This window comes from Dyadobacter sp. 3J3 (genome assembly GCF_009801115.1).
Taxonomy (GTDB): domain Bacteria; phylum Bacteroidota; class Bacteroidia; order Cytophagales; family Spirosomataceae; genus Dyadobacter.
This window is the reverse complement of sequence record NZ_VTOL01000001.1, coordinates 211,231-224,005: the sequence shown is the minus strand read 5'-3', so window position 1 is coordinate 224,005 and position 12,775 is coordinate 211,231. Positions and strand designations below refer to the sequence as shown.

The 12,775-nt window shown below is 38.8% G+C and carries 12 protein-coding genes; 8 read left to right on the top strand and 4 right to left on the bottom strand.

What is annotated here, in order from left to right; genetic code table 11:
- Positions 1–76 precede the first annotated feature (76 nt).
- The 4 genes from FZF08_RS00960 (at position 77) to FZF08_RS00945 (ending at position 2,620) form a co-directional block, all read left to right on the top strand.
- Entirely contained in the window at positions 77–763 is a 687-nt protein-coding gene (locus tag FZF08_RS00960) for a TetR/AcrR family transcriptional regulator (protein ID WP_159466752.1), read from the top strand.
- A gap of 625 nt (positions 764–1,388) precedes the next feature.
- The gene (locus FZF08_RS00955) at positions 1,389–1,838 is read left to right on the top strand and encodes an Hsp20/alpha crystallin family protein (protein WP_159466751.1); all 450 of its coding nucleotides are present in this window, start codon (positions 1,389–1,391) and stop codon (positions 1,836–1,838) included.
- Positions 1,839–1,947: 109 nt separating this feature from the next.
- On the top strand, positions 1,948–2,235 hold the full coding sequence (locus tag FZF08_RS00950; protein WP_159466750.1) for a hypothetical protein: 288 nt from the start codon (positions 1,948–1,950) through the stop codon (positions 2,233–2,235).
- Between the two features lie 229 nt (positions 2,236–2,464).
- Positions 2,465–2,620 (top strand): membrane dipeptidase, encoded by a 156-nt coding sequence (locus tag FZF08_RS00945; protein WP_200837002.1) that lies wholly within the window; start codon positions 2,465–2,467, stop codon positions 2,618–2,620.
- A 214-nt stretch (positions 2,621–2,834) separates the two neighbouring features.
- Here the strand turns inward: FZF08_RS00945 and FZF08_RS00940 are convergent, their stop codons facing one another.
- From FZF08_RS00940 to FZF08_RS00930, 3 genes are all read right to left on the bottom strand, one after another.
- Entirely contained in the window at positions 2,835–3,332 is a 498-nt protein-coding gene (locus FZF08_RS00940) for a hypothetical protein (protein ID WP_159466748.1), read from the bottom strand.
- Between the two features lie 154 nt (positions 3,333–3,486).
- A complete protein-coding gene (locus tag FZF08_RS00935) occupies positions 3,487–4,245 on the bottom strand; it encodes a LytTR family DNA-binding domain-containing protein (RefSeq protein WP_159466747.1) in 759 nt (252 codons plus the stop codon).
- The gene (locus FZF08_RS00930) at positions 4,242–5,369 is read right to left on the bottom strand and encodes a sensor histidine kinase (RefSeq protein WP_159466746.1); all 1,128 of its coding nucleotides are present in this window, start codon (positions 5,367–5,369) and stop codon (positions 4,242–4,244) included. Before FZF08_RS00930 ends, FZF08_RS00935 begins: the two co-directional genes overlap by 4 nt.
- A 543-nt stretch (positions 5,370–5,912) precedes the next feature.
- On the opposite strand from FZF08_RS00930, the gene FZF08_RS00925 reads away from it, so the two are divergent.
- A complete protein-coding gene (locus tag FZF08_RS00925) occupies positions 5,913–6,362 on the top strand; it encodes a PA2169 family four-helix-bundle protein (protein ID WP_159466745.1) in 450 nt (149 codons plus the stop codon).
- Between the two features lie 336 nt (positions 6,363–6,698).
- Here FZF08_RS00925 and FZF08_RS00920 read toward each other — a convergent pair whose 3' ends face one another.
- A complete protein-coding gene (locus FZF08_RS00920) occupies positions 6,699–7,424 on the bottom strand; it encodes an NrtR DNA-binding winged helix domain-containing protein (RefSeq protein WP_159466744.1) in 726 nt (241 codons plus the stop codon).
- A 227-nt stretch (positions 7,425–7,651) separates the two neighbouring features.
- Here FZF08_RS00920 and FZF08_RS00915 point away from each other — a divergent pair, with 227 nt between their 5' ends.
- The 3 genes from FZF08_RS00915 (at position 7,652) to FZF08_RS00905 (ending at position 12,707) form a co-directional block, all read left to right on the top strand.
- Positions 7,652–11,107 carry a ThuA domain-containing protein gene (locus tag FZF08_RS00915; protein WP_159466743.1) on the top strand — a complete coding sequence of 1,152 codons (3,456 nt, stop codon included), beginning with the start codon at positions 7,652–7,654 and terminating at the stop codon, positions 11,105–11,107.
- Positions 11,108–11,297: 190 nt separating this feature from the next.
- Positions 11,298–11,672, top strand: coding sequence for a hypothetical protein (locus tag FZF08_RS00910; RefSeq protein WP_159466742.1), 375 nt, complete (start codon positions 11,298–11,300; stop codon positions 11,670–11,672).
- 402 nt (positions 11,673–12,074) lie between these two features.
- Entirely contained in the window at positions 12,075–12,707 is a 633-nt protein-coding gene (locus FZF08_RS00905) for an RNA polymerase sigma factor (protein ID WP_159466741.1), read from the top strand.
- The last annotated feature ends 68 nt before the right edge of the window (positions 12,708–12,775 follow it).

Genomic DNA, 12,775 nt, shown 5'->3' with positions numbered 1-12,775 from the left:
AAGTTAAATATTATTTTTGATAGAATAGCTATTGTTGATAAATATTTTACTATTTTCGTTGGATAAACGATAGTATATGGATTTTCAGCTAAGTTTTCATTTAAACGAAAAGGTCTTTTTGAAAGACCCGGAAAGTAGTGAGCTGGGTAAACAGATGGTAAAAAGTGCGATCGATCTGATTTATGAATTAGGTTTTGAGCACTTTACGTTTAAGAAGCTTGCGGTAGAAGTCAACACTACGGAGGCTACTGTCTACAGGTATTTCGAGAATAAACACCGATTGCTGCTGTATATTCTTAATTGGTACTGGAGTTATATGGAGTTTCTGGTCATGTTCCGTTTGCAGAACCTTACAGATACCAGGGTGAAATTGCAGACAATCGTGGAGCTGCTAACCCAGGAACTTCCCGACAGCTCCGGTTCGATGGAATACAATAAAAGATATCTGAATCAGATCGTCATCTCAGAAAGCAGCAAAGTATACCTGGTAAAAGAAGTGAAGGAGATCAATAAATCGGAAGTATTTAAGCCCTATAAAGATTTGTGCGCGAAGATTGCGGGCATAGTGACTGAATATAACCCTGACTATCAATACCCCAGATCGTTGAGTAGCACACTGATCGAGACGGCGCATCATCAGCAGTTTTTCAGTAACTACCTTCCTAAATTGACTGACGTGACCGGACCGGATCAGAAGAATTTTACTGGCCTTTTTTTAAGCAATCTGCTTTTTAGTGTACTGGATGGTCATAGCTCTATTTGAAATTTCTTTGACTATACAAAGCCAGGTACTACTTAATTATTTTTTTTATTTAATATCAATTAGTTGAGTATTTGTTTGTTTGGTTCGACATATACGTGAAAGCGCAGATAATGTTTTGTGACCATTTCCAGTAATCACTATTGTCTCAGGAAACCTTCCCTTTTTAAATCTGCCATCTATTATCTTTAAGCAGCCTGATATTTATCTGTTTTAAAGTTAAGGTATTTTTGGGCTTTGCTATTTTTTGCTTTCTGTATTTTCCTGATATTTTTTAGTCCCAGTGAACCAGGATATTTGTTGCGCTGGAATCCCATGTGCGCTACATGCCATGGCAAAGTTCAAGATTTAATTCCAGCCAGAAGCGAATGTTCGAAAAAAAAAGATGCTGAACCTGTTGATCACTACAATGTCACCGAATCTGAAATTTTGTCAGTTATTTTTTCTTTTTAAAAAGCAGAAAACTGTCAGAATTTATGTCAGGAAGAGAAAAAATGTCATAGTGTTTTTAAATTTATTCGCAAACAAGCCCGATGAATATTAATGGAATAAAGTTTGATAAAAAGCAACCAGATGCACGGTGCATCCGCAGATTTAATCATTGTTCAACTCTTAAAAGATAATAGTCATGTCAATTATCAAAAGGAACCGGAATTCATTTTCTGCAATCCCAGCGCTGGTCGACGATTTCCTTGGCCGTGAACTTTTTAACTGGGACAACAGTAATTTTTCATCTACACAGACCACAGTTCCGTCTGTAAACATCAAGGAGAATGCTGAGAACTTCGGAGTAGAGGTAGCAGCACCTGGTATGGACAAGAAGGATTTTAAAATCCAACTTGATAATAATTTGCTTACCATTTCCTCCCGAAAAGAACATCAGGAAGAAAATCAGCATGATGGGTACACCAGAAGAGAATTCAGCTATCAGTCATTTCAGAGAAGTTTCATCCTTCCAAAGGATGTGGTTAACGAAGAAGGGATCGTGGCAAGGTACGAAAATGGTCTACTTCAATTAATTATTCCAAAGAAAGAGGAAGCCAAGCAAAAGGGCCCTCGTCTGATCGAGATTGGCTAAATGAAATGATGGCAGATTGGCCTGCGGGAACGCAGGCCAATTATATTTAAAAGTTAACATATTCGCCATCATTTAATAATTGAGTATCAAAAAGTCGAAGGAATAAACTATGGAAACATTTTATCAAATTGTTGTCGAGATGAAAGCCTTACATGGAAGGCGGGAAATCGGCAGGTTTCTGATTAGTACTGATCGTGAATTTGCTTTTAAGACTTTTAATAATCTAAAAGGAAAAACCAATGTTCTTCAATCTCAAATTCTGCTTCTTAATCTTCTCGAAATACACAGAGGTTCAGAATTGATTATTGAAAGTGTTGCCTGCAATCTTGAAGAATTGGCTGAAAACTGTAAGATCATCACCAAAGACGCATTTAAATTTTTTAACCTTGAAAAATAAATGAATCCCTGATCTAATATAGTTGTCTAAATACAATTGTGTCTACCAAAGCCTTTTTGCTTTCCCAATAGCGATAAAGTGCCTTTTTGTAAATCCCACAAACGAATGAGGTATGCTGCATCAGATCAGCCTGCGTAAACATTTCAGTAAGGAGCACTCAAGCTGAATTAATGATTAGTTCTTTTTGCAGTAAAGCAAATTTAGAGCAGTTTAATGTGCTATGAAAAGCATGCAATACTACAGGCCTGGTATGCTTGTTGACCTTGCACATTGCAGCAACGATGCCATAAATGACGCTTTGGAAGTATCAAATAAACCAATGATCATATCACATACCGGGTTGAAAAAAAGCATCAGCCTTTTTGTTGATCAGGCTTTGGATTAATATAAAGGTATATACGGGGTAAAGTCCATGGAGCCAAAAGGTTATGCGTTGTTCAATTTTGGAGCCGGCTTGCATTACGGTTCGGTAGACGTTTAAAGCTGTGCGGATATTATTTGCAACACTTAATTTTCACAACCATCAACGGGATATTGCCAGCGAAAAACTAGCTATTTAAACTGAAAATGCCAGACGTTAGTAGTGAAGTTGATTAATCTTAAAGCCGTATACCTGGTACAGGTAGTCGTTTCAGGTCTTCAATGCTTATAAATGACAGCTTACTGGTATGCGTTGAAAATTCTTTGAACTGCTGGCGGTAGCGAAGCAAGTTTAAGGCCTGATTTAACATTTCACCGTCGATACCTTCCATTGGCCTGATACGAAGGTACCTGGTGTGAAGTACTTCCTCGTTAAGGTTGAATAATGTAGATTTACCAAACTCCCGGGGATTTGTCCGGTTTTTGAAAATGATATCGCCGCTCCGAAACAAGAACTTTCTTCTTTCACGTTCAGTAATCCGGACGAATTTTGGCCCTTGCAGGATCAGCGTGTTTTCAATTACTTTTTCAATGATCATACAGGGCTGTAACTGTTCCTGTGGCCAGTCATGAAGCAAATTGGTGCATCCTGAACTGATGGTGGCGATCGTGCCAAGTTCTATTTTTGAAAAATACGCGTCCGGAAGTTTTACAGATTCTGATAATTGCTTATACATGGTCAAAGTTCTTTTAAATAAATTCAGGAGATCAGTTCAATCTGTGAATAATATAGAAAAGAATAATTTTTGAAGTCGAAGGCGGGATATTGAGTGCCGGAAAATTATGGCTGAATGCCAGAATTTTAACTTCTAACCTAAAAGCGATTTCGGACTATTTCCCAAGCCAGGCCTTGAAAGCTGAGGTACGGTCAGCACTTAGAAACACTTCGTCACGCGTTTCCGGGTCAAGTTGAACCAGTAGTTTACCAGATGGAAATTGGTTGATGTTGACAATTGCCGTCAATGCGACGATGTGGGTGCGATTGACGCGAAAAAACAGTTTCGGGTCGATTACTTCCAGTAATTTATCCAGACTGTAATCAAGTGAGTAATATTTTCCGTCGGAAGTATTGAGCAGCGTATTTTTTCTTTCGTAAGAAAAATAGGCAACCGCCGTGACTGGAATACTTTTCAGACGTGTGCCGGAAGAGACCATGAACCTGTCTTTATATGCAGCCTGACTGAAACTTTCCAGAAGCGGATCGAAACGGTTTGTTTTTAGTTCAGTAGAAACAATAAGTTTAAATTTTTCAATTGCTTCACAAAGCTCTTCAAAATCGATAGGTTTTAGAAGATAGTCAATACTGAAATTTTTGAATGCACGCAACGCGTACTCGTCAAAAGCGGTGGTGAAAATGACAGGAATAACAAATTTTAATTCTTCCAGAATCCTGAAACTGAGTTCATCTTCCAGGTGTATATCCATAAAAAGAAGATCTGGCATGATAGCCTGTGGCTTGTCAAAATAGGCCAGCGTTTTTTGAACCGAAGGGATAATGCCCAGAAGCCTGATCGTAGGATCGTATCGCAGGATCAAGTCTTCGAGCCTTTTTGCAGTTTGGCTCTCATCTTCAATAATGAGTACTTTCATGTCAACAACGGGATTTTAACAGTGAAGCAGCCATTTTCTTCTTTCACAGCTACGGGGTTTTTGGTAAGCAACGCGTAGCGCCGTACCACATTTTTAAGACCCACCTGAATGGATACAATGTCTTGTTTTCGCCTGTGGATCGGATTGCTGATCGTCAGATATGCCTTATCCGATACAATCGAAATTTGCAGTGGTTGTTCGGCTGACATTTGATTATGTTTAACTGCATTTTCAATCAGTAATTGTAAAGTGAGTGGCGCAATTTTAAATTGGTTCTGATATTCTACCGGAATGTCGACAATAACTTCCAGTTTTTCCTCAAACCGCGATTTAAGTAAAAAAACATAGGCTTCGATAAAATTGAGCTCTTTTTTGAGGGTAACGGTTTCATCTTGTGAATGTTCCAGAATATAACGGTAGGATCTGGAAAGCCGGTTGACATAAATGACTGATTGCTGAGGGTTTTTTTCAATCAAAGAAGTCAGGATACTAAGGCTGTTGAATAAAAAATGAGGGCTTAGCTGGTTTTTAAGTGCCAGAAAGCGGGTTTGCAGATTTTCTTTTTCCAGTCTTTCAGCTCTTGTCCTGGCCTGTTCCAGGTGCTCGTTACTCTTTTTGACCGATACCATATAAATCGTGGCAATCATGGCCATGACCGTCAGGCCGGTATTGGACTTGGTCCTTTGCCTGCGAGCAAACGGGGTTTTTTCATAAGATGATCTTTGGATATTGATACCAAACTCGTTACTATAAAAGTTTGACATTTGAATCCAGAAAAATATGAAACCAATATTGAACAAAATAGCGAGAAAGAGTCCGGTAACGTAAGTGAAAAGCTGTCTGGGTAGGCGCATTGCAAAAGAGGGTTCGATCCAGTCTATAAATCGGTGTATCAACTCTATCATACCAATCCATAACCTGAAAAATATTAAATTGACAAGGAATTCAATGGACCAGAATGGAGCCTTGTTCAAAAAAATTGCAGTGTTAAATTCATCATTACTGATAAAGATCCGTATCGGGAGGTAGATGCAGACGATACCCGCCGCCAAAGCCCATTTTTGTCTCGAGAACATTAATGAAATAAGACGGAATTTTTGCGGGATCTCAACTTGTTCGTTCATTAGCATCTGAAAGTAATACCAGAATAGGACAAATCGCTAAATTAGGTAATCGGTATGAACCAAGCTATCAGATTTTAGTATTGTCTTAGAAAGGCAGTATGAAATTTCACCGGGGGGGTACTAATTTACAAGAGAATATATTTGTCAATTGAATTCCTTTGACAAATATATTTTTGATGAAAAGTTTACCGTTTTCTTTTTGTACTGGCTGACTTTTTTTCGGCACTTGAACAAAATAATCTTACCGTTTCAGGCCAGCTTAAAGATAGGGGAACTGGAAAACCCCTGGCATTTTCTTCTTATGTTTTGTTCAAAAATCTGGACTCCACTTTGGTAAACGGATTAGTGTCCAGCGAAACAGGTAAATTGATTTTTAGACTTCCAGTGCTAAAAGAAAATCAACCATTATTGCAAAACATTTCCATACTAAGGCAAATTATTATTCTCAATTTGGGTAAATTAAAAGGAATGTAAAATCCGGCATAATTTTTTAATGTTTAAGATTGATACGAGTATGTATATCATCATCAACAAAAAAAAGTTATGGAAAACGACAAAGAAATTATCAGCGATCTTAAAGATCTTGTAGGCATCATTAACGACGGAAAAGAAGGTTATGAGTCTGCTGCTGAGGCAACTGATAATCCTGAACTTAAAGCGCTTTTTGCTAAATATTCCGCACAAAGGTCAGTTTATGCACAAGAATTGAAAAGCCATATCGCTACACACGGAGGTGAGTCAACAAATGAAGAAGGTGGTGTCTTAGGGGCGCTGCACCGTACATGGATTGACATTAAACAGGCGCTAAGCAGTAAAGAAGATGCAGCGATACTGGGGGCAATTGTAACCGGCGAAAAGGCTGCCCTTGAAAAATATGATTCTGCACTGGAGGATTATGTAGAACATGCTGACCATATTGAGCTGTTAAGGAAACAAAGAACCGGAATTACTGAGGCTCTTTCAGCCATTGAGTCTCATCAAATTTTAGAATAGTTAACAGTCTAATTGTTTTTTAGGGTCGGAAGATTTTCTTCCGGCCTTTTTTGATGGTGTAATTTATTTCCGCAGTCAATTACTGGATTTGATTTTCAGGGCTTAGGAATGAACCGCAATCATTTTTAAATATTTTGTGCTGAAAGCAATCCTTTCAATTATATTTTCCATGGATTAACAATCGTTTTTGCAAACTAATTTCAGCTCCTTCTCCTGTGTTCAGCTACTCAATTCCGGCAGTCATTAGTCTATTTTTGAATCATTTAATTATTCATTTACAGTAGTTTGTGATTGATAATACGTTTGGATTCACATTACGGTTGAGATATTATTCTGTTATTTTTTTATCCGATACAAAAAAGGGGCTTTGTTAGCCGCGCCTGTAAACTTTTTTTCAAGCCGTTCCAAAACATTCAGATCCAGGATTTTTTTCTGGAAATTATTACGGGCGAACGGTTTGTCGAAAATGGATTCGTAAAGCTCCTGAGCTTCTTTCATGGTAAAGGTTTCAGAAAGTAAGTTAAAAGCCAGGCGTTTTTCGTCAAGATTAAGCCGGACGCTTTCCAGTGCTTTTGAGACAATCGCATTATGATCGATGATCATCTGGGGCAACTCCCGCACGTCGATCCATTGAATTGACTCATCAAGATCAGTTTTTTGTGGCACTACTTTGTTTATATCAACAAGTGCATAATATCCGATGGAAATAAATCTTTTGGTAAACCAGTCGTACTCTTCTTTATTTTTCTCACCATTCAATAGCATTTGAGGATTTAATGCAATTAACGCATCGATAAAATTGAGATTTTTCCGTTTAGCGTTACCAAAAACGTAAAACTGATCCAGATAAATTTCGCTTATTCCCGTCCTTTCCTGAAGAATTCTGTTGGCAGCCTTGTCAATATCTTCATCATGATAAACAAAACCACCAGGCAAAGCCCAGAAATCCCCGTTGAAATTGAGCTTGTTGACCAGAACCTGAAGTTTTTTGTCGCGATAACCGAAAATGACGCAATCAATCGAGAGCTGTTGAATAAAATTCTGTTCACTGAGATTATGCATGCTTATTGATTTATAGCGGTAACGAAATTACTGTTTTCTGACGAACACGGATGATAATTATTGAGATCAGAACTGTTCATAGTCAGTGGGACTGCGAAACATAAGAATTAAATCACTGTAACTTGTATAATACAAATTTATAACATAAAAATATTTATTGTCTAATTTATAGACAATATAGAAAAAAATTATACTTTTGCTTATCCATAAATTAAATGCTTTTCAGGATGTATGTAAAACAGACTTTATTCAGGCTGATATGCCTGAGCTTATATCTATCATGTCATTTTGCTTATGGCCAGACGCCTGCGATTAACATTCTTGTTTTTAGCAAAACTGCATCGTTCAGGCATGAATCGATTGGAGCTGGTAAAATAGCGCTGACAAAGCTGGCGAGGGAAAAAAGTTTTACTGTGATTTTTACCGAAGATGCAACACAGTTCAATGACAAAAATCTTAAAAAGTACAATGCAGTAGTATTTCTGAATACCACGGGCGATATTTTAAATGATGAGCAACAGGTTGCTTTTGAACGTTATATTCAGGCGGGAGGAGGATATGTGGGCATTCATGCGGCCACGGATACTGAATACGGCTGGCCCTGGTACGGAAAATTGGCCGGAGCGTACTTTCTGGATCATCCAATGACTCCCAGCAATGTGCAAAATGGAAAATTTATCGTGACGCAAAGAAATCATTGGGCTACGCAGGGAATGCCGGATGAATTTGAACGTAAGGATGAGTTTTACAGCTTCAAAGATATTTCTCCCAAAATAAATGTGGTCCTGAATATTGACGAAAAAAGTTACCAGGGCGGTAAAAATCCTGATTTTCATCCAATCAGCTGGTATCAGGATTTTGACGGCGGACGCTCATTTTATACAGCCATGGGACATACGGATGAAACATTCTCCGAGCCCCTTTTTATAAATCACCTATGGGCTGGAATTAAGTATGCAGCTGGTGGAGATGCGCCAAAATTACTCGATTATACAAAATCCAAACCCGAAGAAAACCGTTTCACAAAAGTGATACTTGAAGAAAAACTGGATGAACCGATGGAGCTGAGCGTCCTGAACGATGGTAGAATTCTGTTCATTCAGCGCAAAGGAGATTTACGGATTTACAATACAAAAACGAAGGAACTGAAAACGATTGCTAAAATCCCGGTCAGTTTAAAATACAAAAATAAACAAGGAAAAGAGACGACGGCTGAGGACGGGCTTTTAGGCCTTAACAAAGATCCTGACTTCGCTCAAAATCACTGGATTTATCTTTACTATTCCACCCCGGAAGAGCCCAAAAATGTATTGGCCAGGTTTGAGCTGAAAGGTGACGAATTAGTAATGGGATCAAAAAAAATACTTTTGGATATACCCACCCAGCGGGAGGAATGTTGCCATACAGGTGGTTCAATTGCCTGGGATAAAGCAGGTAACCTGTATTTGTCAACCGGTGATAATACCAATCCGCATGGTTCCAACGGTTACAGTCCAAGCGACGAGCAAGAGGGCAGAAGCGCATGGGATGCACAGAAATCATCTGCGAATACCAATGATCTTCGTGGTAAAATTATACGTATAAAACCGCAACCTGATGGAACATACACGATTCCGGAAGGTAACCTTTTTGCAAAAGGCACAGCCCTGACCCGTCCTGAAATCTATACCATGGGACACAGAAATCCTTTCCGTATTTCCGTAGACCAGAAGACAAATTACGTATACTGGGGAGAGGTTGGCCCGGATGCATCCAAGCCCGATTCCTCCAGAGGTCCTGCGGGCCATGATGAGGTCGGACAGGCGCGTAAGGCGGGAAATTTTGGCTGGCCGCATTTTGTAGGAGACAATAAAGCTTACAACAAGTACGATTTTGCGAATAAAAAGTCTTTGGAGAAATGGGATGCAAATGCACCTTCCAATACTTCCCCTAATAATACGGGTTTGAAGGTGCTTCCTCCGGCAGAAAAAGCATTTATCTGGTATCCTTATGCAGTATCAAAAGAATTTCCATTGGTAGGGAGCGGGGGAAGAAATGCAATGGCAGGGCCTGTTTTTTATGTTGATGAATTCAAAAAAGCACCGGGTGTTTTTCCGGATTATTACAATGGTAAGCTGCTTTCTTACGACTGGATGAGAGGTTGGATTATGGCGGTAACAATGGACAAAGTTGGTAATTACGAATCCATGGAACGCTTTATGCCCAGCTACAAATTTTCTAATCCTATGGATATGGAGTTTGCCGAAAACGGGGATTTGTACATGCTGGAATACGGAACAGGCTGGTTTTCTGCCAACAACGATGCCCGGCTGATCAGGATTGAGTATAACGGGGGAAATCGCAAACCTAAGCTGCAAATTGCAGCAAACAAAATGGGCGGTTCAGCGCCGATGCTTCTTAAACTTAACGCCAAAGGTACGATTGATGCCGATGATGACGAGTTGAAGTATTCCTGGAAAATTTCCTCAAAAAATGGTTTTCAAAAAGTTGTAAACACTTCTGATGCAAACCTGACACTGACCAGAACGGGTATTTACAAAGCAACATTGACTGTTAACGACGGCAAAGGAGGTATCAGCGCTCAGTCAATGGAAATTACAGTTGGGAATGAACCACCCGTTTTAAGTCTGGAAATGCCGGGTAGCAATAAATCGTTTTATGCAGCGAACAAGCCTTTTCATTATGATATTAGAGTAAGTGACAAAGAAGACGGTACATTGAATAATGGTATCGATCCGGAGCAGGTTGCAGTCAATATCGACTATCTGCCGGAGGGTTTTGACAAGATCGCTGTTGCTCAGGGACATCGTTCTGCGGATGCCAGCGCCCTTTTTGCGAACGGGAAAAAATTAATTGAAGCTAGTGATTGTAAGGCGTGCCATAGTGCTTACAAAAAGTCGATCGGTCCTGCTTATAGTGAAGTAGCTGCAAAGTATAAAGGCGATAATTCGGTGGTTGAAAAACTGACCAAAAAAGTAATTTCCGGCGGCGGCGGCGTTTGGGGTGAAACACCAATGGCGGCGCATCCCCAATTATCGGGTGCTGATGCTTCGGAAATGGTTAAGTACATTATGAACATTACAAATGAAAAATCCAAAGAAAAATCGTTGCCTGTAAAAGGTTCTTATGTTGCGAAAGTCCCGGCCGGTGATAAAGGAAAGGGTATTTATATTGTCAGAGCTGCTTACGAAGATGCTGGTGCTGGCGGCCTTCCATCTGTAAAATCAGAAGAGTCATTTTTACTTCGAAATTCAAAAATAGATGTGCATGGTTTTGACCACTATGATAACATCATGAAGGTTTCCAACAATGGCATGAATCTGGCCATAGCCTCCAAGCCCGGTGCCTACATGGTTCTAAAACAAATTGACTTAAATGCTATCGCTGATTTACAATTACTGGCAATGGCTCCTAAGGCTCAGCTAAATGCAGCAGGGGGGAAGGTGGAATTACGAATGGATAGTCCAACGGGTAGCTTACTTGGGGTATCCGATTTTCTGGAGCCGTCGGAAGCATTGGATTTTAAGACAACTACGCTTAAAATACCCATTAAGAATCCGGAAAAATCAGATTCAAATCTACACGATGTTTATTTGGTTTTTGTAAATCCCAAAGCAGAGGAGCACTCACTGATGATCATTGTAGGAGCTGAATTTAAGCTTTTGGAAAATATGCAGCCTTAATTTTCCTGGATATGAAAAATCTTTTCAAATGATAGGAAAAGAAGAATCCAACCGCGTGAAGGGATTAAAATAAGTTATCAATGATTCTTATGCGCTTGAAATAGATTGCAGAGGACGCTTATCCGGATAAAGAAGCATTTCAAACAATAATTATAATAACTGTTTAACATCAATTTTAACAAACAAAACAATGAGAAAATTAAACTTAATCTGCTTGTTTTTAACACTGGGCGTTGTTTTTAACGGTAATTCTCAATCCATGGCACTGGCTGATTTTTTTGCCGGTAAGTGGGAAGTTACCGTCATAGGAACGCCAAACGGAGATTCCAAAATGATTATAGATCTGGTGAGAACAGATGGTAAATTGACTGGGCAGATGTCGAATCCTGCCGAGCCAACGGGTGAAAAAGTACCTGTGACAGTTGACGAAAGTGCTGATTTATTAGATCTGGCATTTAACACGCAAGGTTATGATGTAACGATCAACCTGAAAAAAGTTGATGAAGACAATCTTAAAGGCAGTTTGTTAGGTATGTTTGATGCAATAGCAAAACGGGTGAAATAAAAATCGGCTTTTTAATTGCAGTTTTAAGTGAAGTATAAGGACCATGACGATCAATCGTTGAGATCCTTATACTTTTGCTTTTTTTAGGCGTGACAATCATGATTTCAACAGAAAATAACTTGTTTTTTAATTAGATTACTTCACCGCCCCGGCTTCCGGATTCATGCATATTCTTTTAAAAAGACCTTTCACTCCAATTGGGAATATTTAATAATACTTTTTTATCCATTAAACATACAAGCCTGTATTTTGTGAGGAGATTATTATTTTAGGTTTCTTTCCATTCTAATAAGAATATTTTAACTTCAATAGAACTAATTGCAGAATAAATATAATATTTGATTTTTATTTAAAGACACAAATGTCAAATCCTGATTGCCAGCTTAATGATTTTATATTTTAATGCATGAAAATATTTTGACGGTAAATCCACCCATGACCGAATTTACAGAAGAGAGAGGGCTTTTGGAGCGCTGCGCAAGTGGCGACAGGGAGGCTTTTGCAAGTTTGTATACTTGCCATCTTTCTTCTTTGATCCGGTATATTTTTCTTTTTACAAGGTCAAGGGAGCTTAGCGAAGAAATTGTGCAGGATGTTTTTGTGAAGATATGGGAAAAAAAAGAAGGTCTTTTGTATGTACAATCCTTTCAGCCCTATATTTTTAAAACAGCAAAAAATCTTTTGATGGATCATCTGCGAAGGGAGCAGACGGAAAATAGATATCGAAATTTGACAGGCCCTTTTTCTGAGGAAAGCACAGTTCAGACGGATTCAGAAATTATCTACGGTCAATATTTTCAGCTTGCACAGGATGCTATTAACCAGCTTCCTGAAAAAAGAAAACAGATTTTTGAGCTTAAAACAAAAGAAGAATTATCGCTGGATGAGATTGCCGAGAAGCTTTCAATCTCGAAATCGGTTGTGAAAAAACAACTTTACGCTGCCACCAGTTTTGTTAAAGAGTATCTTCGGAAACATGGCGAAATGACAACGGATATGGTAATTTTCATGTATTTCTTGTCTGGTATTCAATAAGTTCAAAAAAAAGTAAAAATAATTTCAATAGTGAGGGGTTCTTTTATCAAGCCAATCCGTCTTCTCAC

Excerpts from the sequence above, each read along its gene's own strand:
- FZF08_RS00960 (WP_159466752.1), top strand. The coding sequence starts at position 77 with ATGGATTTTCAGCTAAGTTTTCATTTAAACGAAAAGGTCTTTTTGAAA.
- FZF08_RS00955 (WP_159466751.1), top strand. The coding sequence starts at position 1,389 with ATGTCAATTATCAAAAGGAACCGGAATTCATTTTCTGCAATCCCAGCG.
- FZF08_RS00950 (WP_159466750.1), top strand. The coding sequence starts at position 1,948 with ATGGAAACATTTTATCAAATTGTTGTCGAGATGAAAGCCTTACATGGA.
- FZF08_RS00945 (WP_200837002.1), top strand. The coding sequence starts at position 2,465 with ATGCAATACTACAGGCCTGGTATGCTTGTTGACCTTGCACATTGCAGC.
- FZF08_RS00940 (WP_159466748.1), bottom strand. The coding sequence starts at position 3,332 with ATGTATAAGCAATTATCAGAATCTGTAAAACTTCCGGACGCGTATTTT.
- FZF08_RS00935 (WP_159466747.1), bottom strand. The coding sequence starts at position 4,245 with ATGAAAGTACTCATTATTGAAGATGAGAGCCAAACTGCAAAAAGGCTC.
- FZF08_RS00930 (WP_159466746.1), bottom strand. The coding sequence starts at position 5,369 with ATGAACGAACAAGTTGAGATCCCGCAAAAATTCCGTCTTATTTCATTA.
- FZF08_RS00925 (WP_159466745.1), top strand. The coding sequence starts at position 5,913 with ATGGAAAACGACAAAGAAATTATCAGCGATCTTAAAGATCTTGTAGGC.
- FZF08_RS00920 (WP_159466744.1), bottom strand. The coding sequence starts at position 7,424 with ATGCATAATCTCAGTGAACAGAATTTTATTCAACAGCTCTCGATTGAT.
- FZF08_RS00915 (WP_159466743.1), top strand. The coding sequence starts at position 7,652 with ATGTATGTAAAACAGACTTTATTCAGGCTGATATGCCTGAGCTTATAT.
- FZF08_RS00910 (WP_159466742.1), top strand. The coding sequence starts at position 11,298 with ATGAGAAAATTAAACTTAATCTGCTTGTTTTTAACACTGGGCGTTGTT.
- FZF08_RS00905 (WP_159466741.1), top strand. The coding sequence starts at position 12,075 with ATGCATGAAAATATTTTGACGGTAAATCCACCCATGACCGAATTTACA.